A 23,519-nucleotide genomic window follows, 5' to 3' on the forward strand; every position below is an offset into this window, starting at 1 on the left:
CTTCGAAGGCGGACGGAACCTATGGACGAGTTACTGGCGGAATTCATTTCCGAAACGCAGGAAACGCTTGAAGCGCTTTCCGGTGAGATCGTCGCATGGGAAACAGACCCAACCGACCGGGAAAGGCTGGACGCCATTTTTCGGTTTTTTCATACGGTGAAAGGCAGTTGCGGCTTTCTCAATTTACCCCGATTTGAAAAAATCAGCCATGCAGCCGAAGATGTCCTCTCGGAAATCCGGGCAGGAAACCGCATTCCCGATCCCGAGACTGTCAGTGCCGTCCTGGCGATTATGGATCGTATCGGTGAACTGGCGGAGGCTGTCGCCGCTGGTACGTCGCTGTCCCATAAAAACGACGAATTGCTGATCGACGCGCTGCTCAATATTCCAACAACCCTGGACAATGCGACAGTGAAAGCGGCGGGGTCCGATACCGTCGCAGATCCGGATGCCAGGCGGTCCACGCCAGCGATGCGCAGCATTCGTCTGCCATTAAGCCTGATTGATCAGTTGATGAATGGCGTGTCCGATATGGTTCTGGCGCGTAATGAACTATCGCGTAAATTGCGGGAACGATTTCCTGATCCTGAACTGGAAAGCGCATTCGAGCGTTTGTCCACCTGTGTTGCAGATATGCGCGATTCCATCAGCAAAACCCGCATGCAACGTATAGATCGTTTGTTTGTCGCCATTCCGCGACTGGTCCGCGACCTGGGACGGGAACTGGACAAAAAAATCGAATTGACGTTGGACGGTGGCGACGTTGAAATGGACCGCGAGATGGTGGAGATGATCGTCGATCCACTCACCCATATTGTGCGTAATTCCATCGATCACGGGATCGAATCGCCCGCCGAACGGATAGCCGCAGGAAAGCCCGAAGCAGGCCAGTTACGTGTCACGGCACGGCAATCCGGAAACCAGATTGTTATAGACATCATTGATGATGGTCGCGGCATCGACACCGACAAGCTGGTTGCAGGGGCGATTTCCGCCAACCTCATCAGCAAGGACAAGGCGGCTGCCCTGACTGAGGCGGCTCGGCTGGATCTGATTTTCGCTGCGGGCCTGAGTACGGCATCCCAGATTACATCCATATCCGGCCGGGGCGTCGGAATGGACGTCGTGCGTTCGAACATCGAAAGGATCGGCGGCGTCATTGCGCTGGACAACAAGCGTGGGCAGGGCCTTGCCATCACGCTTCGGGTGCCCTTAACCCTGACGATCATTCCCGGCCTCATCATCCGGGCGGGGGAGCAGCATTTTGCCATTCCCCGCGCCACTGTGGTGGAAATTCTGCACGACAATAATCAAACCCTGTCGATTGACGACGTGGGCGGCGCACGCATTGCTACCATCCGCAATATTCGCCATTCGATGATTGATCTGGAGGATGTGCTTGGTGTCGAACGCATAGCGGATGGTAAGAAGCGAACCATCATCGTTATTCGTTCATCATCGGGCGTTCCCTTCGCTCTGGGCGTGCAGGCCGTCGATAATCATGAGGAGCTTGTCATCCGTCCGGCGTCGCCATTGGTGATGGCGTCGGGCTTTTATGCCGGCATGACTCTGCCAGACAATGGTCAGCCGATGTTGTTGCTTGATGCGAGCGGCCTTGCGGGTGCAGCGATGCTGCCCACTGACAACAGCGAAACCGAAACGCTCGATCGTGCCGGTCAGCCAGAAGCCGAAGCGCCCGTCGAACTGGTCAGTGCTCTGATGTTTACGGAACGGAGTGGGGAAGAAAGGCTTATCCGCCTAAGCCTGGTCGAGCGTGTCGAAGATATTGAGCCGGAGCATTTCGGTCGTTCCGGCGATCAATGGTTCGTTCATATCGATGGCAAGATATTGCCTGTCCTTCACGGCCTCGATGTTACGGATACCGCTTCAGTCACCACATTACGCTTGCGCGATAACAGCAGGGAGTTGTGCTACCCGGTGGCCAATATCACGGACATTGTTCAGGTGCCGCCGCTACCCGACATTGCCTGCCGCAGTGGTGTTATTGCCGGAGTTACCGTTATTGACGGACGGCAATATGAATTGATCGATCCCTTTGCATTGTTCGCGTCGGCGCCGGAGGGGGTGATCGGCACTCGCCCGGTGCGTTGCCTGCTTGCCGATGGCGATGACCCCTGGATGCAGGAGATACTGGCGCCCCTTATCCGGCAGGCTGGTTATGATGTGGTGATGTCGGATGACGGCAGCGCGGAAGCTGCGGACATCGTCCTTTGCTTTGCACAGTCGACGGCCGCGGAAGGAATAGTGGATCGACCCATCGTCCGGTTGCGCAATATGGCCAGTCCGCTCGGTCCCGACGACCAGTCGATTTATCGTTATGACCGGGATGCGCTGATTGCCGCCATAGAGTCGGCCAAATCAGCGCCATCGCCCAGGACGGAAAGAGCCGCGTGATGACTGATCTTTATCTCTTTGCCCAGATTGGCGGCACGCGGGTTGCGATATGCACCGACGAGATTGAGGCCGTCGTCAAATTGTCGGAAATTTCTCCGATCCCGTGCGTTCCGGCACATGTGGCGGGATTGTCGGCATTGCGCAGCAGGGTGCTCACGGTCATTGACACCGCCGCGCTAGTCTGGGGACGTCCAGCAAAGGCTGTGCCCGGATCTTATGCCATCATTACGGACATTGGCGGCCATAGTTATGGCATGGTGGTTGATTCCGTGAGCGATATTGCGTCGGCGCCAGGCGGAAAACTGCCGCTGTGCGGGCAACTGGATACGGCATGGAAGCCGTTTGTCAGGCATATGGTCGAAAACGAGCAGGGACCGCATCTTCTTATCGGCCTGGTAAGCTTCATAGAACATACGCAGCCGCTTGCTGCTTGAAAGGTCGTTTACCATTCTCTTACGAACATGTCCTAAAGCGGTAGACGTTACCATAAAAAGGGTTGCTTCATGAAAAACTGTCTTGTGGTTGATGATTCCAAAGTGATCCGGAAGGTTGCCCGGCACATATTGGAATCATTGCAGATGTCTGTGACGGAAGCTTGCGATGGCCGCGACGCTCTGTCGCAGTGCGAAGTCTCAGTGCCGGATGTCGTATTGCTTGATTGGAATATGCCGGTGATGAGCGGGATGGAATTTTTGCAGGCACTTGGTCAACTCAAGATGACTGCCCGACCGAAGGTCATTTTCTGCACTACCGAAAATGGCATTGGTCATATAAAGGCTGCGGTTGAAGCCGGTGCCGACGAATATGTCATGAAGCCCTTCGACAGGGACACGCTGGAAAGTAAGCTACAGATAGTCGGCGTTATCTGAAAGGGGGCCGGCCAATGCCCCCTCTTCCCGTCGGATCGCCTGTAGATCAACTGCCGTCCAATGGGCGGATAAAGCTTTTGATCGTCGATGATTCCGCTGTGGCGCGAAGCGTCTTTGAAAGCATTGTCACCAAGGATGAACGGTTTGAAGTCTGCGAGAAATTGAGCAGTGCGGCCGATGCGATCGCTTACCTGTCGGATCACCGGGTCGACATCGTCATGCTGGATATCGAAATGCCGGGGCAGAGTGGTATTGCGGCGCTGCCCAGCATTCTGAAACTATGCGGCAATGCCAAAGTCATCATATTGTCGTCCAATTGCGACGAAGGCAGCGCTGCTGCGGTTGAAGCCCTGGCGGTAGGCGCCAGCGACATTATGTCAAAGCCCGGTCGAAGTACCTTTGGCGGACGGTTTTCCGATTTGCTGATCGAACGGCTGCTCAGACTTGGCGCACAGGCAAGCTGGCAGCATGCGGGAGAAAAGCTTCCGTCCATTGCCTTGCGTAAACCTGATGGTCGGGCCAGAGCCGCGTGCCTTGGCGTGGGCGCATCGACCGGCGGTATTCACGCTTTGGGGCAGCTTTTCGATGGATTGGGCGCTGGTCTGGGTATCCCCATTCTTCTGACCCAACACCTGCCGCCTACATTCATGCCCTATTTCGCCATGCAACTTGCCCGCATGACCACCATGCCCGTCAAGGTCGCTGAAACCGGTGACATGCCGTTACCTGACCACGTCTATATCGCGCCGGGCGAAGCCAATTTAACCTGCAAACGGCGGCGCGATGGCCGGGTGACTATTGTGCTGAATCCCGAACGGGAACCTTTGGCCAGCATGCCGGGGGTCGATCCGATGTTTTCCTCAATGGCCGAAGCCTATGGGATGAACGCTGTGGCGGTCGTTCTGACCGGTATGGGCCGTGATGGTACTGCAGGCGCGGAACGTATTGCCAAAGCAGGCGGCTGGATCGTAGCCCAGGACGCCGAAACAAGCGTTGTCTGGGGCATGCCAGGATCGATTGCGCGGGCGGGGTTGGCCAGTGCCGTTCTGTCGCCCGATCGTATGGGTGCCTATATCATGAGCCAGATAGCACTCGCGGCATGATGGGGACAGAATCCACCGGCGCCATGCGCGTTCTGGCCGGGCTTCTGGAAGCGCGGACGGGGCAGCAACTGGCCGCAAACCGAATGTGGCGCATTGAAACCGCGCTCAAGCCATTGCTCAAAGCTCATCAACTGGGCACGTTGGAAGATCTGGTGAGCCAGCTGCTCGGCACAAAGAACCGCGAATTGCTTGACGAAGTTATCGATGCCTTATTGAATAATGAAAGTTCCTTCTTCCGCGACCTTTCCACCTTTTCCATGATCGAGCGTTCATTGTTGCCGCACATCGGAGTAATCCGGAAACAGCCCCAATTGCGCATCTGGTGTGCGGGATGTTCCATAGGGCAAGAGGCATTGTCGCTTGCCATGCTGATCAAAAAGCAGGCTGAGATCTGGCGGGGCTGGCGCGTCCAGATACTGGCGACTGACATTTCATCCGGTGCTATCGCCCGTGCAAAATCGGGATTGTATAGCCAAATGGAGGTTCAGCGCGGATTGGGTGTCACAGAGTTGTTACGATGGTTTGAGCCTGCTGGCGATGATTGGCGCGTCAGCAGGGAATTGTTGGACATGATCGATTATCGCGTCGACAACCTTCTGGAACCCGCCCTTCCTACAGGTGGGTATGACCTTATCTTGTGCCGCAATGTGTTGCTCTATTTCTCACTGGAATTGCGGCAGAAGGTATTTGGAAATCTGACGCGTTTTGCGGCGTCGGACGGACATCTCGTGCTGGGCGCGGGGGAGACGGTCATCGGTCAGACCGACGATTTTATCGCCAGCCGCCAGTTTCGTGGCAGCTATGAACGCCGGCTCCCAGGGGCGGCAGTCCAGGGCTTGCCTGCGGCATCGGGTCGATATTGAGCATCCAGCCAGTTCCAGCTTTGCTATTTCCTGCATGGCTGCCCAGCCCGGATAAAGATCAGGCCTGACTGTCTTTTTTTCTGCGGCTACGACAAAATTGATGATAATGCCTGACATCGTTGTGGGGCCGGAGGTTCCTGTTGGAACAATCCGGTTCATGGAGAAAACACATTGTCAGAGGATGCTGGATGATCGAAACGCCGTCGCCTAATTTCGACGAGCGCCGGCTACCCATTTCCATGCTGGTGCTGCATTATACCGGTATGCCGGATGCAGCTTCGGCCATTGAATGGATGGCTAATCCCTTATCTAAAGTATCGGCGCATTATTGCGTGACCGAAGATGGTCAGATTATCCGCATGGTCGCCGAGGATAAGCGAGCATGGCATGCGGGATTGGCCTGGTGGCGCGGGATAACGGATGTGAACAGCGCCAGCATTGGCATAGAAATTGTCAACCCAGGCCACGAATGGGGCTACAGACCATATCCGGAAGAACAGATTTCGGTCCTGATTCCCCTGGTGCATGATATCGTTCAGCGGCACGGCATCACTCGGGGCAACATCGTTGGCCATTCGGACATCGCGCCCGCACGCAAGCAGGATCCTGGCGAGCTGTTTCCGTGGCATCGTCTGGCACGGCTTCGTTTGGCGTTACCCCGGCCCACGAAAAACCTGATGGACCCGCATTGGAGCGATGGCGGTTTTTTGCTGGCTCTGGAGCGCTTTGGGTATGACATCAATGATCCGGTGGCGGCCATTCGCGCCTTCCAGCGTCGCTATCGCCCCGAAATGATCGACGGTATCATAGATGGCGAATGCCGCTGCATTCTGCTTGCGCTATTGCTGCCGCAACCGCAGGGCGATGATTGACTGGCGAAAGCCGTAATGACTCGCTATATGCGCCGGGCCAGAGGGTCGGGCGGCCGCCGGCATGGGTTTCCATGCGGGAGGAAAGTCCGGGCTCCACGAAATGACGGTGCCGGATAACATCCGGCGGGCCAGAAATCTGATTTCTGGTTCAGGGATAGTGCAACAGAGAGAAGGTCGCACGGGCCTTGGCCTTGTGACAGTGAAAGGGTGCGGTAAGAGCGCACCGCGGCCCCGGCAACGGGGACGGCATGGTAAACCCCACCGGGAGCAAGACCGAATAGGGGCGGCGCGGGGAGCAATCCCCAGGCTGTTTCGGCCCAGACCGCCCGGGTTGGTTGCTTGAGCCGCGCAGCAATGCACGGCCTAGAGGAATGGTCGCCTATCCTTCGCAAGAGGGTGGACAGAACCCGGCTTATAGACCCTCTGGCAATATTCCCTTGTGACCTTCTGGTTTTCAGGGGGCATTGACGCTAAATTGGGAATCTATGACACGTTCGACACGATCCAATGACTGGGGCTTTCCCCGCTGGCGCGGCTATGGTTCGGCGCGCGAGGCGCAGCAGGTGCGCTTGTGTGATAGACATGGTTGCGATTCGCCGGGGAATTGTCCCGCGCCCAAATCCCCCAACAGCCCGGAGCGCTGGTATTTCTGCGCTGAACATGCCGCCGAATATAACCGGAACTGGGATTATTTTCAGGGACTGGACGCTGAAGAGGCGGCAAAGCGGGAGGCCGATGAACGGCGTGACGCAGGCGGTTTTCAAGGCAGCGGCTATTATGGCTGGGGCGGGCCGGGCGATGGCAGCCGATCGCGCGACGAAATGCGCGCGCTTGGCGTGCTCGAACTGGAAAGTGAAGCCGATTTCGAAGCCGTGAAGAAAAGCTGGCGGCGGCTCGCCAAAGAAAATCACCCTGATGTGAAGCCCGGAGATGCGGAAGCCGCCATCCGTTTTCAAACCATTCAGGCGGCCTATGAAGTCCTGAAAACAGCGGAGGAACGCCGGGAGTGGCGGCCCGAGTGACGCGAGCGCGGTAATATTGGTGATAATGCCGGGAATATTGGAATCGCTGCCGGACTTGCTATATTGCACTGCAATATGGACCATCGGATAAACCAGCCCGCGCGGGTTTCCAACTCGCCCCTGCCACTGCCCGATAAGGTGGCGTTGGTGTTGCAGGGCGGCGGCGCGCTGGGCTCCTATCAGGCTGGCGTTTATGAAGCATTGCATGATCGGGCGGTTGAGATCGACTGGGTTGCAGGCATTTCGATCGGCGCGATCAATTCCGCGATCATCGCTGGCAATGCACCGTCTGACCGGATAGCGAAATTACATCAGTTCTGGAAAAAAATGAGCGGGGGCCTTCCCAATTTCTGGCTTCCCGAGGACCACAATATCCGGGAGGCGGCACATCTGGGCGCGGCCATGGCTGTTGCGGCGTTTGGGGTTCCTGGATTCTTTCGACCCCATATGATCCCGCCAATGCTGGCCGCAGAAGGCAGCATGAATGCGATCAGCTATTATGACACCACAGCTTTGATCGATACGCTTGATGAGTTGGTGGATTGGGATTTGCTCAATCACGGGCCTGTCCGGTTTTCAGTCGGTGCCGTCAATGTGGCGAGCGGGAATTTCGTCTATTTCGATAATCACGACCCGCATTGGCGCGGCCGAATCGATGCTCGGCACATCATGGCCTCTGGCGCGCTGCCGCCGGGTCTGCCGCCGGTGGAAATCGACGGTGATTTCTACTGGGATGGCGGTCTGGTCAGCAATACGCCATTGTCCCATGTGCTAGACAATCTGACAGGGGATCTACTGCTGTTTCAGGTAGACCTTTTTCCGGCAGAAGGACCAATACCCAAGCAATTGACCGACGTATGGTCGCGGCAAAAGGATATTCAATATAGCAGTCGCACGCGGCAGGTGACGGACCTGTTCCTGCGTCGTCACCGGGAACATGACCTGATTGGCAAATTGTTGAACAAACTTCCGCCGGAATTGCAGGACGATGCTGACGTCGTTGCACTCAAGGAACTGAATCATTCGGGCGCGGTTAACATCGTTCATCTCATCTATCGCAGCCATGCCTGGGAAGGCGGCGCCCGCGATTTTGAATTTTCACGCGCGACCATGCTGGATCACTGGGCGCAAGGGCATGAAGCCGTGGATGGCGTCATGTGCAAGGGCGACCTGATTGCGCAGAATATTGTGAATGGAAAGTCATCGGCATTCGATCTGGATCGACCCGACCACCTCAAGGAGAAAAAGGCATGATGCTGAAAGGCAAGACGGCGCTTATCACGGGTTCGACCTCCGGAATCGGGCTTGGCTATGCCAAGGTGTTGGCTGCCGAGGGCGCCAATATCATTATCAATGGCTTTGGCGATGCTGACGCCATCGAGGCGGAACGAAAAAGTCTGGAAGGACTGAACGGCGCCAGCGCGCTGTACAGCGGCGCGGACCTGACCAAAGTAGACGCGATTGAAGAAATGATGGCGATGGCTGCCAATGCCTTTGGCGGGGTGGACATCCTCATCAACAATGCGGGGGTGCAGCATGTCGCCCCGGTGGAGGAATTTCCGGTCGATAAATGGAACCTGATTATCGCGCTTAACCTCACCGCCGCCTTTCATACGACGCGCCTTGCCGTGCCCTATATGAAAAACAAGAAATGGGGTCGAATCATTCAAACCGCATCCGCCCATTCGCTTACCGCTTCGCCGTTCAAATCAGCCTATGTGACCGCAAAGCACGGCCTTGCAGGCTTTACCAAGACTGTGGCGCTGGAAACCGCGACCTTTGGCATTACAGCAAATTGCATCAGTCCTGGTTATGTCTGGACGCCGCTTGTCGAAAACCAGATTCCCGACACGATGAAGGCGCGTAACATGACACGCGAGCAGGTAATGAACGACGTATTGCTCGCCGGACAGCCGACCAAGCAATTCGTGACGGTCGAACAGATCGCTGCCACCGCGCTTTTCTTGTGCGGGGAAGCCGCGAGTAACATCACGGGTGCCAATATTTCTGTCGATGGAGGTTGGACCGCCCAATGATTCGGGGACGCAACCGGATATCTGGCTTTGTGCTGGCCTTGCCAATGCTGATCGCTGCGCCCGCCGCTGCCGATACGTTGTCGGATACGGTAAAGGCAGACATGCCTTCGCTGATGCAGCTATACCGCGAACTGCACGCCAATCCGGAATTAAGCTTTCATGAGGTGAAGACCGCCGCGATGCTGGCGGCGCAGGCGCGCAAACTGGGGTTTGACGTGACCGAAAAGGTCGGCGGAACCGGCGTCGTCGCGGTGATGAAGAATGGTCCCGGTTCGGTGCTGATGATTCGGGCGGACATGGACGCGCTACCGGTCGTTGAGCAGACGGGATTGTCCTATGCATCCAAAGTGCGGGCAACGATCGACGAAGGTCTGGAAACCGGTGTCATGCATGCTTGCGGCCACGACACGCATATGTCGGCATGGATGGGAACGGCCCGACGGCTTGCGGCGATGAAGGATCAATGGTCGGGCACGCTGGTGATGATCCTGCAACCGGCCGAAGAACGCGGCGCGGGCGCGCGGATGATGCTGGACGATGGCCTGTTCACTCGTTTTCCAAAGCCGGATTACGCCATTGCCTTTCATGATGCCGCCAATCTGGAGGCGGGAAAGATTGGCTATACGCCCGGCTATGCATTGGCCAATGTGGACAGTGTGGATGTGGTGGTGAAGGGGGTTGGCGGTCACGGCGCATATCCCCAAACGACGAAAGATCCCATCGTAATGGCCAGCCGCATCGTCATGGCGCTGCAAACGCTGGTCAGCCGGGAAATGGACCCGCAGGACCCGGCAGTGGTCACGGTTGGCAGCTTTCATGCCGGTTCCAAGCATAATATCATTCCCGATGAGGCAACGCTTCTGCTCACCGTGCGCAGCTATTCCGATGAAACGCGCCAAAAACTGCTCGACGGGATTCGGCGCATTGCCAGAGGCGAGGCAATAGCCGCTGGCATACCCGATGGGTTGCTGCCGGTTGTGACAGTGAAGGATGAATTCACGCCGTCGACCTATAATGTTCCCGCTTTTACGCAAGAAATGGCGACTGTATTTGCAGAGCGTTTCGGTACGGATCGGGTTATCGAAACACCTGCCGTCATGGGCGGCGAGGATTTTGGCCGCTTCTATCGTGCGGATAAGGACATAAAAAGTTTGATCTTTTGGGTCGGGGGCGTGCCGGCAGAGGCGATGGCTAAGGCGGCAAGGGGGGAGGCGCAACTTCCCTCCCTGCATAGCCCGTTGTGGGCGCCCGATGCTGAAAAGGTGATTTCCACAGGGACTGAGGCTCTCACCGCGGCGGCATTGGAGGTGCTGAAGAAGTAATGATGGGATTGGCGGGCGGCAGGAATGGGATGGTTAGCTAACATAACCAAAACATAAGACGTCATCCCAGCGAAGGCTGGGATCCATCTCTTTATCGTAGGCGGTGGTTTTCAGAGGATAGAGACATGGATCCCAGCCTTCGCTGGGATGACGAATTACGAGGGCAGCAAAGACCCATAACCGGCCCCTCACCTCAACCGTGCCATTGCCCCATCCGCTTCATCCGTTCCTCCAGCCCTGCAACTATCTCCCGCTTCTGCGCATCGCTTGCCGGGCCCCATTCGATGATTTCCTCGATCGTGCGGCCGCAACCGATGCACCATCCGGTGCTCTCGTCGATCGTGCAGGTTCGGTTGCAGGGAGATTCAATCATAGGAAGCTGTAGGGGTCGACATCGACACTGACCCGCGTGCTTTTGGGCCATTTCAATGCACCCAGCCATTCGCGGATGATAGTCTGCACATCCAATGCGCGCTGGGCATGGACCAGCAAGCGGTGCCGATGCCGTCCCCGCAGGATCGCAAGCGGTGCGGGCGCCGGGCCATAAACCGACATGCCCTCGACATCGGGTGCGGTGCGGCCGATCAGTCGCGCAGTCTCCAGCGCGTCCTCCGGCGTTTCCGATGATATGACTATGGCGGCGAAACGGCCAAAGGGTGGTGCTTGGGCGCGGCGGCGGCTTTGCGTTTCGGCGGCGTAAAATCCTTCGGTGTCGCCATTGACCAGCGCTTTTATCACGGGTGTACCGGGGCTGCGTGTCTGGATAAAGACGTGGCCTGGCTTTTCCCCGCGTCCGGCGCGTCCCGATACCTGGGCGATTTGCTGGAATGTGCGTTCTGATGCGCGTAAATCCCCGCCCTCCAATCCCAGATCGGCGTCGATAACGCCCACCAGTGTCAGATTGGGGAAATGATAGCCCTTGGTGACAAGTTGCGTGCCGACAATGATGTCGATCTCGCCGGCTTCCATACTGCGCACGAATTCAGCGGCTTTGGCGGGTGACCATAATGTGTCGGACGTGACGACTGCGGTGCGTGCCTGCGGAAAAAGCTGCGCCACCTCATCGGCAATGCGTTCCACGCCCGGGCCGCAGGCGACCAGCGCGTCCTCTTCCTTGCATTCCGGGCAGGCGCGGGGGGTAGGGATAACATGTCCGCAATGGTGACAGGCGAGGCGGCGGGTCAGGCGATGCTCCACCATCCATGCAGTGCAGTTGGGGCACTGGAAACGATATCCGCAATGGCGGCATAGCGTCAGTGGCGCATAGCCCCGGCGGTTGAGGAACAGCAGTGCCTGTTCTCCCTTTTCCAGCACTGTCTCCATCGCCCGCACCAGCTTTGGCGCGATCCAGCGGCCCCGCTCGGGCGGTTCGCGGGTCATGTCGATGGCTTCGATCTGTGGTAACTGAGCGCCGCCAAATCGTGTCGGCAGCTTGATTTCCCGGTATCGTCCAATCTCCACCTGTTGCCGCGTTTCGATGGCGGGTGTGGCCGAAGCCAGCACGACCGGGCATTTTTCCAGCAACCCCCGCATCACCGCCACATCGCGAGCATGATAGTGGACGCCGTCTTCCTGCTTGAAACTCGTCTCATGGGCTTCATCGACAACGATCAGGCCGGGATCGGCATAGGGCAGGAATAGTGCCGACCGCGCACCCACGATCACTTTTGCCTGTCCGCTGGCGATGGCCCGCCAGGCCCGCCGCCGCTCTGATTGCCGCAATCCGCTATGCCATGCCACGGGCGCGACGCCAAAACGCTTTTCGAATCGTTGCAGGAAAGGCTCGGTCAGGGCGATTTCGGGCAGCAGGATCAACACCTGCTTGTCCATCCGCAACGCGTGCGCAATCGCTTCGAAATAGACTTCGGTCTTGCCGGAGCCGGTGACGCCGTCCAGCAAAAACGTCTGAAAATCCTGCGCTCGTACAGCCTCAACCAGTTCGCTTGCCGCCGCGTCCTGCGCATCGCTTAGCTCGGGCGGGGCGAAATCCGGGTCGGGGGCAGGGAAGGGCGTATCGATATCCACCTCCACGGCCTCCAGCGCGCCTGCTTTTACCAGACCGCGGACGATGGCGTCGGAAACATCAGCGACCAGCGCCAATTCCCGCAGCAATCCCTGCCGTGCGCCGATCCGCTCCAGTGCTTGTGTGCGTTTTTCGGTTAGCCGACTTGGGACATGGCCTGTGGCGCGATATTCGGTGACCGTTCGTTCGCCCTCCAGCGCGGCGGAGGAGGACAATGCCATGCGCAGCACTGCGGCGGGTGAGGCAAGGTAATAGTCGGCTGTCCATTCGATCAATCGTCGCAGGGGCGCACGTAATGGCGGAACATCGAGAATGCTCAGCAACGGGCGGAGGCGATTGTCGCCAACGGTCTCAACCTCGAAGCGGTCGTCTTCCCATACAACGCCGACAACTTTCCGGGGGCCGAGCGGGACGACGACAATGCTGCCATGTTCGACCGTCATGCCGTGCGGCACGCGGTAGTCGAGCGGTCCGATGGCGGCATTGAGAAGGAGGACGCGGGCGCGAGTCATGCGCCTTCGTTAGCGGTTGATGATCGAAAAGGAAAAGAGGGAGCAAATCCTGCCCTTACCGCACCGGCGCACCGGCGCTATAGACGGGCCAACGAATCGCTCCGCCAACAAAGAGGCCGCCATGAAATTCTTCGTCGACACCGCAGACATCAAGGACATTACCGAACTCGCCGCGACTGGTCTGCTGGACGGCGTCACCACCAACCCTTCGCTGATCCACAAATCGGGCCGCAAATTCCTGGAAGTGGTGGAGGAGATTTGCGGCATCGTCGACGGGCCGGTCTCGGCTGAAGTCGTTGCGCTCGATCATGAAACCATGATGAAGGAAGCCGCCATCCTGAGGAAGATCGCCGATAATGTGGCGATCAAGGTGCCCTTGACGATCGATGGCCTGAAAACCTGCAAGGCGTTGACCAGCGACGGTTGCATGGTGAATGTCACTTTGTGCTTTTCGGCCAATCAGGCGCTGCTGGCGGCCAAGGCGGGCGCGACGTTCATTTCGCCCTTCGTCGGACGTCACGACGATAATGGTCAGGACGGTATGCAGTTGATCGAGGACATTCGCCTCATCTACGACAATTATAACTTCTCCACCGAAGTCCTGGTTGCATCCATCCGCCACCCGATTCACGTACTGCAATCGGCCAAGATTGGCGCGGACGTCGCCACCATGCCGCCCGCCGTCATCAAGTCATTGTTCAACCATGTACTGACGGAAAAAGGTATCGCCGGGTTCCTGGCCGATTGGGAAAAGACCGGCCAGACCATCGGCTGAGGGGTTGAAATTTCCACTTTGGTAAGAAGCGGACGTTAGCCTAAACAAATACTGTCATCCCAGCGGAGGCTGGGATCCAGGTCTCTATCCTTCGAAACCATCGCTTGTGGACAGATAAATGGACCCCAGCCTTCGCTGGGGTGACGAGGAAAGGTATATCTACAAAGGTCAATAGTCGCTTTACTTCCCGAAACCCTTGGGTGCCGCGTCGATCACCGAAAAAGTTCCGGCGCTGACTTGCTGCACCTCCAGTGCGCGTTCCGCGATGCCATCCTTGCCAAAGCGGAAGGCGCCGTCGATGCCCGTAAAGCCACCGGGGTCGACAAGCTTGCGTGCAGGGAAAGGACTTCCGACTTTCCAATCCGCGGCAATGCGCACGGTCAGCAACACAGCGTCATAGCCAAGTGCGGCCAAACGGAAGGGCGCCTCGCCATAGCGCGCACGGTATTTCGCGGCGAGCTGGTGGTAATAAGTGTCGGACACGCTGGCAAACCATGCACCGCGCAATGCGGGTGCACCAGCAAGGCTGCTTTCGGTATTCCATAATTCCGTGCCCAATATGCGGGTCTTGTCCTCGCCATTGGATCGCAGCAGGGTCGCTGCCTGAATAGCGACGCGCCCACTGTCAGCGATCAGCACGGCGTCATAGCTGCCATCCTGCGGCAGTTTCTTGATGGCCGCTGTGATCGATCCCGTGCTGCGGTCGAATGTCTGCATCGACACCACGGTGCCCCCTGCCGCTTCCACGCCGCGTAGCAGGCCGGTTGCTGCCCTCTCGCCATAGGTTCCGCGCGGGATGAGTCCGGCAAAGCGCGTCATGCCCTTCGATTTGGCATAACTCACAACCCGTTCAATCGATTCGGCGGGGTTGTAGCCAAGCAGGAAAACCCCATTGCCTGCGATGCTAACGTCATTGGAAAAGCTGATGACGGTTACGCCAGCCTTACGCGCTGTCGGGGCGATAGTACGAACATTTTCGGAGAGCAAAGGCCCAAGAATCAGTTTGTTACCGTCCGCAATCGCCTTTTGTGCTGCGGCGGTCACACCAGCATTGGTGTCATATGTGGTTATGCGTACCTTCTGGGTTTTGGTATCGAGCAGGGCGAGCGTAGTGGCATTGGCGATAGAGCGGCCCACGCTGGCGTTGGTGCCGCTCATCGGCACCAACAGCGCAACGCGATGCCGTGCGGCATCAACCGGCAGTCCCGGTTCGAGCGGGGCGGGACCAGTCGGTTGCGTCGTTTCCGGGCCGGTGGGCGGGCCCTTGGGAATGATCGATTGACAGCCGGCTATCATCAGCGCCCCTGTCAGTGCTGCAAGCCGCATCAATTTCCTGCTCGCGGACCATATGCCCGCTTGCCGTTCGACACCCGTCTCTGCCATTGAGAATCCCTATGGTTATTAAATTTGATCCCGGCCTTTATATCGTTGCTGGCCCGATCGGCAACTTGTCTGATCTGACACCCAGGGCAGCCGAACTGCTACGCAGGGCCGATGTCATCGCAGTAGAGGACAGCCGGGTCAGCGCGAAACTGCTTCGCCACGCAGGGTCGGACCGGCCGATGATCCCCTACCATGACCATAGCAGCGAGAAATTACGGGCACAGTTGGTGGAACGGATGGCAAGCGAAGCTGTGGCGTTGCTGTCCGATGCGGGGACGCCGTTAATTTCCGATCCGGGTTACAAGCTGGTGCGCGATGCGCGCGCTGCGGGACGGTTTGTTACAACTTTGCCCGGCCCCAGTGCCGCCATTGCCGCTTTGACCCTGTCGGGCCTTCCAACCGATCGTTTCCTTTTCATGGGCTTTCTACCGTCCAAGGCAAAGGCGCGGGGGGATGTGTTGACCGAAGTCATGGCCGTGCGTGCGACCTTGATTTTTTACGAAAGCGGCCCGCGCCTGTCCGACAGCCTTGCCGCAATGGCGCTGGTGCTTGGCGATCGTGATGCGGCGGTGGTCCGCGAAATTAGCAAGACGTTCGAGGAAACAGTGACGGGCTGCCTCTCCGAATTATCGGCCCGCTACACCGACACGCCGCCAAAAGGAGAAATTGTCGTCATTGTCGGATCGCCGGGGGAAGCGCCTGCGCCCAGTGAGGCTGATACCGATGCTGCGCTTATAGAAGCAATGGCGCGTTTGCCCGTATCCAAGGCAGCAGGGGAGGTGGCAAAGAAACTCGGTCTGGACCGGCGCACCCTGTACGCACGTGCGATGCTGTTAAAGGACGGTGCATGAAGCGGCAGGCCGCTGAAGCACGTGGGAGGCGGGCAGAAACGCTTTGTGCATGGTGGTTGCGGCTCAAAGGCTGGCGCATATTGGCACGACGCGTCCGTGCGCATGGCGGCGAGGTTGATCTGATCGCCCGACGCGGCAGGATAGTCGCCTTCGTCGAGGTGAAGGCCCGAGCTACCCTGGCCGATCTGGACATGGCCATCGATGCGCCACGCTTGTCGCGGGTGGCATCAGCGGCGCGAATGCTCGCGTCCCGCTACACCCGACCGGGGGATGACATACGAATCGATGTGATGCTCCTTGCACCCGGGCATTTGCCACGCCATCTGGTCAACGTCTGGCATGGCGGGTAGATCGCTGCCAATGAGTGAAGAAGGACGGAATATGCCCCTGAAAGTCGCCATCCAGATGGACCCGATGCATTCGATCAAGATTGGCGGGGATTCGACTTTCCATATCATGCTGGCGGCACAAAAGCGGGGCCATCAGCTTTTCCATTACCTTGCGCCCGACCTGAGTTACCGCGACGGACGAGTAACCGCACGTGCCTTTCCAGTGACGGTGCAGGCGGTGGCGGGGGAGCATTTCCATTTTGGGGAGCCGGTCAAGATCGACTTGGGGCGCGACATCGATGTGGTGTTGATGCGGCAGGACCCACCCTTTGATCTGGGTTACATCACGGCCACGCATCTGTTGGAGCGGATTCAGCATGAAACGCTGGTCGTCAACGATCCGGTATCCGTCCGTAATGCTCCTGAGAAAGTGTTTGTGCTCGATTATGCGCGGTTTATGCCGCCAACGCTCATCACCCGCAGCCTTGATGAGGTGCGGGCGTTTCAGGCCGAACATGGCGACATCGTCATCAAACCGCTACATGGCAATGCAGGCAGCGCGGTATTCCGCATCAGCGCGGATGGCGCAAACCTTGCCGCTTTGACAGAGCTGTTCGGTCAGGTCTGGGTCGAACCATTCATGGTGCAGGCGTTTATCAAGGAAGTGGCTGGTGGCGACAAGCGTATCGTCCTGATCGATGGCGAAGTCGCAGGCGCGATCAACCGCCTGCCTGGCAAGGGAGAAATCCGGTCCAATCTGGCCGCTGGCGGTTATGCCGAAAAAGCGGAGCTTACAGAGACCGAGATGGAGATTTGTGAGGCTTTGAAGCCCGAATTGAAGAAGCGCGGGTTGCTGTTTGTGGGCATTGACGTCATCGGCGGCAAATGGCTCACCGAAATTAACGTGACGTCGCCAACCGGCATTGTCGCCATCGATACATTCAACGATAGCGACACGGGCGGCATGATCTGGGACGCCATTGAGGCGCGTCTCGCTTCCTGAATTTTCTCCCTGATTTCAATCCTAACCTAATTTTCACCCTTTCCCGGCATAGCAGGCTTGATCCTGTGCGGGTTGTTCGTGGTCGTTGTGACCGCGGCGATCCGCGCGTGCGGGTACAAGAGGTGATCTATCATGCGTTTTACGCGGAAATCGGAATTGGGTTTGATGCTTGGGCTTGCCGCCATGACGTTGGTCGGCTGTTCGTCGACTGCGGGCGGCCCGCAATTGCCTCCGGCATCCTTCGTTTCAGCGGAGGAGGGACCAGGGGAAGAATATATTATCGGGCCATTGGATGAGTTGACGATCTTCGTCTGGCGCAACCCTGAACTCGGCGCAAAGGTGCAAGTACGCCCTGATGGCCGAATCACCACGCCGCTGATCACCGATATGCCCGCCGTCGGCAAAACCCCGTCCATGCTCGCCGATGATATCAAGTTGCAGCTGTCGCAATATATTCAGCAGCCGATCGTGTCGGTCATCGTCAACAATTTCGCAGGCACCTTTTCCCAGCAGGTGCGCATCGTCGGCGCGACTGAAAAGCCCGCGTCCATTCCCTATCGTGCCAATATGACCTTGCTCGACGCCATGATTTCAGTTGGCGGCCTGTCCGAATATGCGGCCGGCAACAAAGCGCGCCTTGTCCGGGTCGATAAAGCGTCGGGCGGGCAGAAGGAATATGCGCTGCGTATCGGCGATCTCCTGAAAAAAGGGGAGAGCGAGGCCAATGTCCGGTTGGAGCCGGGTGACGTCATTATCATCCCAGAAAGCATGTTCTGACGCATAGGCGGTAGAAAGTTCAGCAGGATTTTGAGCAAGTTATGAACAATATCTATGATGAAATCCTGATTGCCATGCACAGCGTGTGGAATCGCCGCTGGCTGGCACTAGCCGTCATGTGGGGCATCTGCATCACTGGCTGGCTTGCCGTTGCGCTTATCCCCAACAGCTATGAATCGCGTGCGCGGATTTTCGTCCAGATGCAGTCGATCCTGCCGGGCAAGATCGGGATTACGCAAGTGGAGCAGCAAAAGGACGTCGATCGCGTCCGGCAAACGCTGACCTCCACAGAAAATCTGGAAAAAGTCGTGCGTGGTACGGATCTTAGCCTCAGCGTATCGGGCGACCGCGACATGGCGGGCAAGGTCGATATGCTGCGCAGTCACATCAAGATCGTCGCGCAACAGGATAATCTTTTCGAAATCACCGCGACTTCGTCTGATACCGGCATGTCCGATGCAGCCAATGCCAAAATGGCGAGCGCCATCGTGCAGAAGCTGATCGATATCTTTGTCGAAGAGAATATGGCGGGCGATCGCGCCGAAACCAGTCAAACGCTGAAATTCCTGGACGGCCAGCTTGCCGAACGGGAAAAGCAATTGCGTGAGGCCGAACAGAAGCGGATGGATTTCGACCAGAAATATCTGGGGCTGCTTCCCGGTGTCGGTTCCATCAGCCAACGCATGGACGCTGCGCGGCAGGAATTGAGCCAGATAGACGCACAACTTGGTGCTGCACAAGGCGCGCTTTCAGCCATGAATGGCCAACTGGCCGCAACGCCTGCTTCCATTGCTACACCCGGCGGCGGCGGCGGGAGTCCCTATGCTACGGCTCAGGCCCAACTCGCGGCGGCACGCGCACGAGGATGGACAGATAATCATCCCGACGTAATCGCTCTGAAGCGTGAAGTTGCCAATCTTAAATCCGCAGGCGGTGGCGGCACGGCAGGTGGCGGCACGCCGAATCCTGCTTATATTTCCATCCGCTCCATGCAGGCGGAAAAACAGGCTGCTGTATCGGCGCTTGCGACGCGCAAGGCGCAGCTTTCCTCTGATCTTGCTCGTCTGGCTGCCAAGCAAGAGGCGGAACCTGGCGTTGCGGCTGAACAGGCGCAACTGGATCGGGACTATGATGTTCTGAAGGCGCAATATGACAAGATGCTGGCAGATCGCGGCGATATTCGCCTGCGCGGTGATGTCCAGACGGAAACCGACGCCATCAAGTTCCGCGTCATTGACCCGCCAAGCATCCCCCGCGTGCCAGCCGCGCCTGATCGACCGCTCCTGTTATTTGCAGTGTTGGTCGTTGGCATAGGCGGCGGGATCGGCGCGGCCTTCGCCAAGGGGCAATTACGCACCACCTATCCTACTGCAATCAGGCTGGAACGGGCGACCGGACTTCCCGTCATCGGCGCGATCACCGAAACATTGACCGCCGCGCAAAAGGACTTGCGTAGCAGGAAATTACGTTTGTTTGCAGGTGCATGTGGAGCGTTATTTGCAATATGCCTACTGCTGGTGGCCGTTGAATTCATTCAACGCGGCATGGTGGCGTGAAAGGGAAGATACAATGAATCAGCATAGCCCGATCAAGCCGCCGGCTTCCCTTCTGGAGCGCGCCGCCGAAATATACGACTTCAATGCCATATTGCGTGGTCGTGGCGCGGCACCGGAACCTGCGGCGACCGCCAGCAGGCCTGAATCTGCCGGGCAAACGCGGGTAGCGCCGAGGATCGTCGAGGGACCCGTACAACCCGTCGATCGCGTGGCTTTGAAAGAGGCGGGCTTTGTCCTGCCAGATGGTCCGGTCACTGGTATTTCGGAGGAATTTCGCATTATCAAGCGCCAGTTGCTGCAAGCTGCAACTGGCGGCAAGCAGGACGAAAAATTGTCGCGGGGGGAACGCATCCTGATTTGTTCCGCCCATCCGGGTGAAGGCAAGACGTTCTGTGCCGTCAATCTGGCCCTGTCATTGGCGGCGGAAAAGGACGTGGAAGTTCTGCTCATTGATGCTGACTTTGCCAAGCCCAGCATATTGTCGACTTTGGGCCTGGCTGGCGGGCCGGGGTTGATGGATGCACTGGCCGATCCGTCCATCGATGTTGAAGATTGCATCATAAATACTGACATTCCAAAGCTTTCAGTGCTTCCAGCCGGGCGGCAGACGAATGCGGACACGGAATTTCTTTCCTCTTCGCGGACAGGGGCTGTGCTGGACCGGCTCACCATTCCCGGACGCATCGTGATATTCGATTCCCCTCCGATCCTTGCGGCTTCACCCGCCTCTGCGCTTGCCAGCCATGTCGGACAGGCGGTGCTGGTGGTACGCGCGGACGAGACAACGGAGAACGCGTTGCGTGACGCAGTGGGATTGCTCCAAGGGTGCGATAATATCCAGTTGTTGCTGAATGGCGTCAAATTTTCTCCCGGCGGACGCCGCTTTGGCACCTATTATGGGCATGGGGAGGGGGCATGACGTTGTTCCGGCCTCTGGCTTCCATTGCTGCGTTGGTGGCGGTCATCGGGCTTGCGCCTGCTGCACAAGCCAAAAAACGCGTCGATATATCGCCCTATCTTGAGGTCGATCAGGTATTTATCGCTGATCTGAAGGGCGGTAGCAATGATGTGCTGACCTATAGCTCTGTCGCAGCGGGGATCGATACCAGCATCCTGACACGGAATGCCGAAGCACAGATAAATGCCCGCTACGAACATCATTTCTCCTGGAACAACGATCTATCCGATCAGGATGTTTTGAGCGGATTGGCGCGGGCGCGTGTCAATGTGGCGCATGATGCGCTGAGTATCGAAGGCGGCGCCATTGCGACACGTACCCGCACCGATGGCCTTGGCGGAGCCAACGGCACGCTGGTGGGCGATAATATCAGTCAGATTTATTCGATTTATGCCGGACCAACATTGGCCACCAATGTGGGGGCCATCAGCGTCAACGCCGCCTATCGTCTTGGCTACACCCGTCTGGACAGTGACAGTAGCGTTACGACGCCTGCGGGCACGCAAAATCTGGGCGGATTTGACGACAGTGTCACCCACAGCGCCAGCGCATCCGTAGGCATGCAGCCAGGCGAACTGCCCTTTGGCTGGTCCGTCGGCGGCGGTTACGACCGCGAAGACGCCAGTCAACTCGACCAACGGTATGAAGGCAAATATATTCGAGCCGACGTGACCGTTCCGGTTTCCGGGCATGTAGCCCTGGTCGGTGGTGTCGGGTACGAGGATATTGAAGTCAGCCAGCGTGACGTGTTGCTGGATGGCGGCGGCAATCCTGTAGTCGACAGCAACGGTCGTTATGCCACGGACAAAAGTTCGCCGCGCCAGCTGAGCTATAATCAGGATGGTTTGATCTGGGACGCCGGCGTGATGTGGCGCCCCAGCCGCCGGACCTCGCTGGAAGTTCATGTTGGTCGTCGTTATGGTTCAATGAGTTATACCGGGGCTTTGAGTTATCGTCCAAGCGAACGGACCTCGCTGCAAGTCGCAGTCTATGACGGAATCAGCAGCTTTGGGCGTCAGCTCAATGACAATCTTGCGAACCTTCCGACCAGCTTCACAGTGGCCAGCAATCCATTCAGCGGCGATTTTTCGGGCTGCGCATTTGGCACGGAAAATGGCGGTGTGTGCTTCAATGATACGTTGCAAGCGATCAGTGCCGCCAATTTCCGTCATCGCGGCATTGCGGGGCAACTGACCAGCAGCAGTGGCCGCTGGGATTATGGCATGGCGCTCGGTTATACGCGCCGCAAGTTCATTGCGCCAGAAACCGGCATCTTCGCCGGAGTGAACGGCGCGACGGACGAAAATTATTATGCCAACCTGTTCGCGGGCCGACGCCTTGACGATAAATCGGGCATCGATGCCAACCTCTATGCCAATTATTTCGACAGCAGTCTGAATGGCACGGTGGATGTCCTCAACATGGGCGCTTACGCCAGCTATTACCGTAGCTTCACCAATCGCCTGCGTGGCACGGCGGCGCTTGGCGTTGACAGCATCGATCCGGAAGGCATCGACAGCAGCATTTCGGGCCTCGCCCAATTAGGTCTTCGTTACCAATTTTAATCTATCAGCGGACTCGCTATCGCGGAGAAGTAAGCATGTACGATGAATTTTACGGACTGTCGGGACGCCCCTTTCAGCTTACCCCCGATCCGCATTTCTATTTTGAAAGCGTGACGCATCGCAAAGCCATGTCTTATCTGGGCTATGGCTTGGCGCAGGGTGAGGGGTTCATCGTCATCACCGGCGATATTGGCGCGGGTAAAACCACACTTGTCGGACATTTGATGGCTACCATCGATCCGGCACGACTGACGGCGGTCAAGATCGTATCGACGCAGGTTGGTGGTGATGACATGCTTCGTCTTGCCGCACAGGCGTTCGGCGTTGCCACCGACGGCACGGACAAGGCGACGTTGCTCGTGCGTATCGAAACTTTCCTGCATGAACAGGCGCGATCGGGCCGCCGTTCGCTGCTGATCGTGGACGAAGCGCAGAATCTTGCGATCTCCGCGCTTGAAGAACTGCGGATGCTGTCGAACTTTCAGCTTGGAGGGCAGGCGCTGTTGCAGATATTCCTGCTTGGTCAGCCTGAATTCCGCGACACGCTACGCTCCTCGCCGGCGCTTGAGCAATTGCGCCAGCGCGTGATCGCGAGCCACCATCTCGACCCGATGATGGCGAACGAAACCGAACCCTACATCATTCACCGGCTTTCACTGGTGGGATGGAAGGGTAATCCGCAATTTGCCGCCGACGCCTTTGCCGCGATATACCAGGCGACCGATGGCGTTCCTCGCCGCATTAACGCACTGACCAGTCGCGTTCTACTACTCGGCGCGATCGACAAGCTGGGCCTGATCGACGCGGCCGTGGTCGATGCCGTTATCGCCGACATGGCAAATGACGAAGAGGTGCAAGCGCCGCAGTCCGTCACGCCTGTCGCAGAAGAAATTCCTGCGGTGGAACCTGAAGCGGCGGAACTGGTGGAGGATATTGAACAAGTCTGGAGTGCGCCGCCGGTTGAGCAGGAAGTGCTTGAGCAGGAAGCGGAAATGGCGCCAAAGCCATTCAAAACTGTGCATAGCCTGACAGAAGAGATCAACATCCTGCGGGAAGCCGTTGAGGAGCCGCGGTTCGTTCATCAGCCGAGCGAGATGGACCCACGCGTTGCAGAGGGGTTAGAGCGCATATCCGTGCTCGAAATGCGTGTCGAGGAACAGGAAAAGGCCATTCGCCGTATGTTGAGCCTGCTTGTCGATTGGGTAGAGCGCGACGAACGGGATCTATCCTACCTGCGTGACAGCAAGGCCGCATAGGCGGTCCACGGAGACAGGGAGGGGGCCTG

At 57.8% G+C, this 23,519-nt stretch carries 22 protein-coding genes and 1 other RNA gene; 20 read left to right on the plus strand and 3 right to left on the minus strand.

The features are described from left to right. Window positions 1–21: 21 nt before the first annotated feature. The 11 genes from L3X40_RS08655 (at window position 22) to L3X40_RS08705 (ending at window position 10,502) form a co-directional block, all read left to right on the plus strand. On the plus strand, window positions 22–2,415 hold the full coding sequence (locus tag L3X40_RS08655) for a chemotaxis protein CheA (RefSeq protein ID WP_237365240.1): 2,394 nt from the start codon (window positions 22–24) through the stop codon (window positions 2,413–2,415). After that, window positions 2,415–2,849 (plus strand): chemotaxis protein CheW, encoded by a 435-nt coding sequence (locus tag L3X40_RS08660; protein WP_237365241.1) that lies wholly within the window; start codon window positions 2,415–2,417, stop codon window positions 2,847–2,849. Before L3X40_RS08655 ends, L3X40_RS08660 begins: the two co-directional genes overlap by 1 nt. Before the next feature lie 69 nt (window positions 2,850–2,918). After that, entirely contained in the window at window positions 2,919–3,284 is a 366-nt protein-coding gene (locus L3X40_RS08665; protein WP_237365242.1) for a response regulator, read from the plus strand. Between the two features lie 14 nt (window positions 3,285–3,298). Continuing rightward, entirely contained in the window at window positions 3,299–4,387 is a 1,089-nt protein-coding gene (locus L3X40_RS08670; protein ID WP_237365243.1) for a chemotaxis protein CheB, read from the plus strand. Continuing rightward, window positions 4,384–5,250 carry a CheR family methyltransferase gene (locus tag L3X40_RS08675; RefSeq protein ID WP_237365244.1) on the plus strand — a complete coding sequence of 289 codons (867 nt, stop codon included), beginning with the start codon at window positions 4,384–4,386 and terminating at the stop codon, window positions 5,248–5,250. The genes L3X40_RS08670 and L3X40_RS08675 overlap by 4 nt, the downstream gene beginning before the upstream one ends. A 188-nt stretch (window positions 5,251–5,438) precedes the next feature. Continuing rightward, window positions 5,439–6,122: an N-acetylmuramoyl-L-alanine amidase gene (locus L3X40_RS08680; RefSeq protein WP_237365245.1), complete on the plus strand. Its 684-nt coding sequence runs from the start codon at window positions 5,439–5,441 to the stop codon at window positions 6,120–6,122. 37 nt (window positions 6,123–6,159) lie between these two features. After that, window positions 6,160–6,553: RNase P RNA component class A (gene rnpB, locus L3X40_RS08685), an RNA gene on the plus strand. A 54-nt stretch (window positions 6,554–6,607) separates the two neighbouring features. Further along, entirely contained in the window at window positions 6,608–7,144 is a 537-nt protein-coding gene (locus tag L3X40_RS08690; RefSeq protein WP_237365246.1) for a J domain-containing protein, read from the plus strand. 75 nt (window positions 7,145–7,219) lie between these two features. Next, window positions 7,220–8,398 (plus strand): DUF3734 domain-containing protein, encoded by a 1,179-nt coding sequence (locus tag L3X40_RS08695; RefSeq protein ID WP_237365247.1) that lies wholly within the window; start codon window positions 7,220–7,222, stop codon window positions 8,396–8,398. Continuing rightward, window positions 8,395–9,180 carry a 3-hydroxybutyrate dehydrogenase gene (locus L3X40_RS08700; RefSeq protein WP_237365248.1) on the plus strand — a complete coding sequence of 262 codons (786 nt, stop codon included), beginning with the start codon at window positions 8,395–8,397 and terminating at the stop codon, window positions 9,178–9,180. The genes L3X40_RS08695 and L3X40_RS08700 overlap by 4 nt, the downstream gene beginning before the upstream one ends. After that, the gene (locus L3X40_RS08705) at window positions 9,177–10,502 is read left to right on the plus strand and encodes an amidohydrolase (RefSeq protein ID WP_445177167.1); all 1,326 of its coding nucleotides are present in this window, start codon (window positions 9,177–9,179) and stop codon (window positions 10,500–10,502) included. Before L3X40_RS08700 ends, L3X40_RS08705 begins: the two co-directional genes overlap by 4 nt. Window positions 10,503–10,695: 193 nt before the next feature. Here L3X40_RS08705 and L3X40_RS08710 read toward each other — a convergent pair whose 3' ends face one another. Together L3X40_RS08710 and L3X40_RS08715 are read right to left on the minus strand one after the other, a co-directional pair. Next, the gene (locus L3X40_RS08710) at window positions 10,696–10,875 is read right to left on the minus strand and encodes a DUF1289 domain-containing protein (RefSeq protein ID WP_237365249.1); all 180 of its coding nucleotides are present in this window, start codon (window positions 10,873–10,875) and stop codon (window positions 10,696–10,698) included. Beyond that, on the minus strand, window positions 10,872–13,037 hold the full coding sequence (locus L3X40_RS08715) for a primosomal protein N' (RefSeq protein ID WP_237365250.1): 2,166 nt from the start codon (window positions 13,035–13,037) through the stop codon (window positions 10,872–10,874). Before L3X40_RS08715 ends, L3X40_RS08710 begins: the two co-directional genes overlap by 4 nt. 121 nt (window positions 13,038–13,158) lie before the next feature. Between L3X40_RS08715 and fsa the strand changes: the two genes are divergently transcribed. Continuing rightward, the gene (gene fsa / locus L3X40_RS08720) at window positions 13,159–13,812 is read left to right on the plus strand and encodes a fructose-6-phosphate aldolase (protein WP_237365251.1); all 654 of its coding nucleotides are present in this window, start codon (window positions 13,159–13,161) and stop codon (window positions 13,810–13,812) included. 180 nt (window positions 13,813–13,992) lie between these two features. Here fsa and L3X40_RS08725 read toward each other — a convergent pair whose 3' ends face one another. Then, window positions 13,993–15,195 carry a penicillin-binding protein activator gene (locus L3X40_RS08725; protein WP_237365252.1) on the minus strand — a complete coding sequence of 401 codons (1,203 nt, stop codon included), beginning with the start codon at window positions 15,193–15,195 and terminating at the stop codon, window positions 13,993–13,995. Between the two features lie 11 nt (window positions 15,196–15,206). Here L3X40_RS08725 and rsmI point away from each other — a divergent pair, with 11 nt between their 5' ends. The 8 genes from rsmI (at window position 15,207) to L3X40_RS08765 (ending at window position 23,490) form a co-directional block, all read left to right on the plus strand. Further along, entirely contained in the window at window positions 15,207–16,046 is an 840-nt protein-coding gene (gene rsmI / locus L3X40_RS08730; protein ID WP_237365253.1) for a 16S rRNA (cytidine(1402)-2'-O)-methyltransferase, read from the plus strand. Next, window positions 16,043–16,396 (plus strand): YraN family protein, encoded by a 354-nt coding sequence (locus L3X40_RS08735; protein WP_237365254.1) that lies wholly within the window; start codon window positions 16,043–16,045, stop codon window positions 16,394–16,396. The genes rsmI and L3X40_RS08735 overlap by 4 nt, the downstream gene beginning before the upstream one ends. A gap of 31 nt (window positions 16,397–16,427) precedes the next feature. Beyond that, window positions 16,428–17,378: a glutathione synthase gene (gene gshB, locus L3X40_RS08740; protein ID WP_237365255.1), complete on the plus strand. Its 951-nt coding sequence runs from the start codon at window positions 16,428–16,430 to the stop codon at window positions 17,376–17,378. 132 nt (window positions 17,379–17,510) lie between these two features. Continuing rightward, window positions 17,511–18,155 carry an XrtA/PEP-CTERM system exopolysaccharide export protein gene (locus tag L3X40_RS08745; RefSeq protein WP_237365256.1) on the plus strand — a complete coding sequence of 215 codons (645 nt, stop codon included), beginning with the start codon at window positions 17,511–17,513 and terminating at the stop codon, window positions 18,153–18,155. A 41-nt stretch (window positions 18,156–18,196) separates the two neighbouring features. Next, window positions 18,197–19,711 (plus strand): XrtA system polysaccharide chain length determinant, encoded by a 1,515-nt coding sequence (locus L3X40_RS08750; protein ID WP_237365257.1) that lies wholly within the window; start codon window positions 18,197–18,199, stop codon window positions 19,709–19,711. Window positions 19,712–19,724: 13 nt separating this feature from the next. Beyond that, entirely contained in the window at window positions 19,725–20,630 is a 906-nt protein-coding gene (locus tag L3X40_RS08755) for an AAA family ATPase (RefSeq protein ID WP_237365258.1), read from the plus strand. Further along, window positions 20,627–22,234: a hypothetical protein gene (locus L3X40_RS08760; protein ID WP_237365259.1), complete on the plus strand. Its 1,608-nt coding sequence runs from the start codon at window positions 20,627–20,629 to the stop codon at window positions 22,232–22,234. Before L3X40_RS08755 ends, L3X40_RS08760 begins: the two co-directional genes overlap by 4 nt. 35 nt (window positions 22,235–22,269) lie before the next feature. Next, the gene (locus tag L3X40_RS08765) at window positions 22,270–23,490 is read left to right on the plus strand and encodes an XrtA/PEP-CTERM system-associated ATPase (RefSeq protein WP_237365260.1); all 1,221 of its coding nucleotides are present in this window, start codon (window positions 22,270–22,272) and stop codon (window positions 23,488–23,490) included. Window positions 23,491–23,519: the final 29 nt, after the last annotated feature.

Source organism: Rhizorhapis sp. SPR117, assembly GCF_021742065.1.

Excerpts from the sequence above, each read along its gene's own strand:
- L3X40_RS08745 (WP_237365256.1), top strand. The coding sequence starts at position 17,511 with ATGCGTTTTACGCGGAAATCGGAATTGGGTTTGATGCTTGGGCTTGCC.
- L3X40_RS08670 (WP_237365243.1), top strand. The coding sequence starts at position 3,299 with ATGCCCCCTCTTCCCGTCGGATCGCCTGTAGATCAACTGCCGTCCAAT.
- L3X40_RS08690 (WP_237365246.1), top strand. The coding sequence starts at position 6,608 with ATGACACGTTCGACACGATCCAATGACTGGGGCTTTCCCCGCTGGCGC.
- L3X40_RS08675 (WP_237365244.1), top strand. The coding sequence starts at position 4,384 with ATGATGGGGACAGAATCCACCGGCGCCATGCGCGTTCTGGCCGGGCTT.
- L3X40_RS08710 (WP_237365249.1), bottom strand. The coding sequence starts at position 10,875 with ATGATTGAATCTCCCTGCAACCGAACCTGCACGATCGACGAGAGCACC.
- L3X40_RS08655 (WP_237365240.1), top strand. The coding sequence starts at position 22 with ATGGACGAGTTACTGGCGGAATTCATTTCCGAAACGCAGGAAACGCTT.
- L3X40_RS08665 (WP_237365242.1), top strand. The coding sequence starts at position 2,919 with ATGAAAAACTGTCTTGTGGTTGATGATTCCAAAGTGATCCGGAAGGTT.
- L3X40_RS08755 (WP_237365258.1), top strand. The coding sequence starts at position 19,725 with ATGAATCAGCATAGCCCGATCAAGCCGCCGGCTTCCCTTCTGGAGCGC.
- L3X40_RS08765 (WP_237365260.1), top strand. The coding sequence starts at position 22,270 with ATGTACGATGAATTTTACGGACTGTCGGGACGCCCCTTTCAGCTTACC.
- L3X40_RS08680 (WP_237365245.1), top strand. The coding sequence starts at position 5,439 with ATGATCGAAACGCCGTCGCCTAATTTCGACGAGCGCCGGCTACCCATT.
- L3X40_RS08660 (WP_237365241.1), top strand. The coding sequence starts at position 2,415 with ATGACTGATCTTTATCTCTTTGCCCAGATTGGCGGCACGCGGGTTGCG.
- L3X40_RS08700 (WP_237365248.1), top strand. The coding sequence starts at position 8,395 with ATGATGCTGAAAGGCAAGACGGCGCTTATCACGGGTTCGACCTCCGGA.
- L3X40_RS08750 (WP_237365257.1), top strand. The coding sequence starts at position 18,197 with ATGAACAATATCTATGATGAAATCCTGATTGCCATGCACAGCGTGTGG.
- fsa (WP_237365251.1), top strand. The coding sequence starts at position 13,159 with ATGAAATTCTTCGTCGACACCGCAGACATCAAGGACATTACCGAACTC.
- gshB (WP_237365255.1), top strand. The coding sequence starts at position 16,428 with ATGCCCCTGAAAGTCGCCATCCAGATGGACCCGATGCATTCGATCAAG.
- L3X40_RS08705 (WP_445177167.1), top strand. The coding sequence starts at position 9,177 with ATGATTCGGGGACGCAACCGGATATCTGGCTTTGTGCTGGCCTTGCCA.
- L3X40_RS08715 (WP_237365250.1), bottom strand. The coding sequence starts at position 13,037 with ATGACTCGCGCCCGCGTCCTCCTTCTCAATGCCGCCATCGGACCGCTC.
- L3X40_RS08695 (WP_237365247.1), top strand. The coding sequence starts at position 7,220 with ATGGACCATCGGATAAACCAGCCCGCGCGGGTTTCCAACTCGCCCCTG.
- L3X40_RS08760 (WP_237365259.1), top strand. The coding sequence starts at position 20,627 with ATGACGTTGTTCCGGCCTCTGGCTTCCATTGCTGCGTTGGTGGCGGTC.
- rsmI (WP_237365253.1), top strand. The coding sequence starts at position 15,207 with ATGGTTATTAAATTTGATCCCGGCCTTTATATCGTTGCTGGCCCGATC.
- L3X40_RS08735 (WP_237365254.1), top strand. The coding sequence starts at position 16,043 with ATGAAGCGGCAGGCCGCTGAAGCACGTGGGAGGCGGGCAGAAACGCTT.
- L3X40_RS08725 (WP_237365252.1), bottom strand. The coding sequence starts at position 15,195 with ATGGCAGAGACGGGTGTCGAACGGCAAGCGGGCATATGGTCCGCGAGC.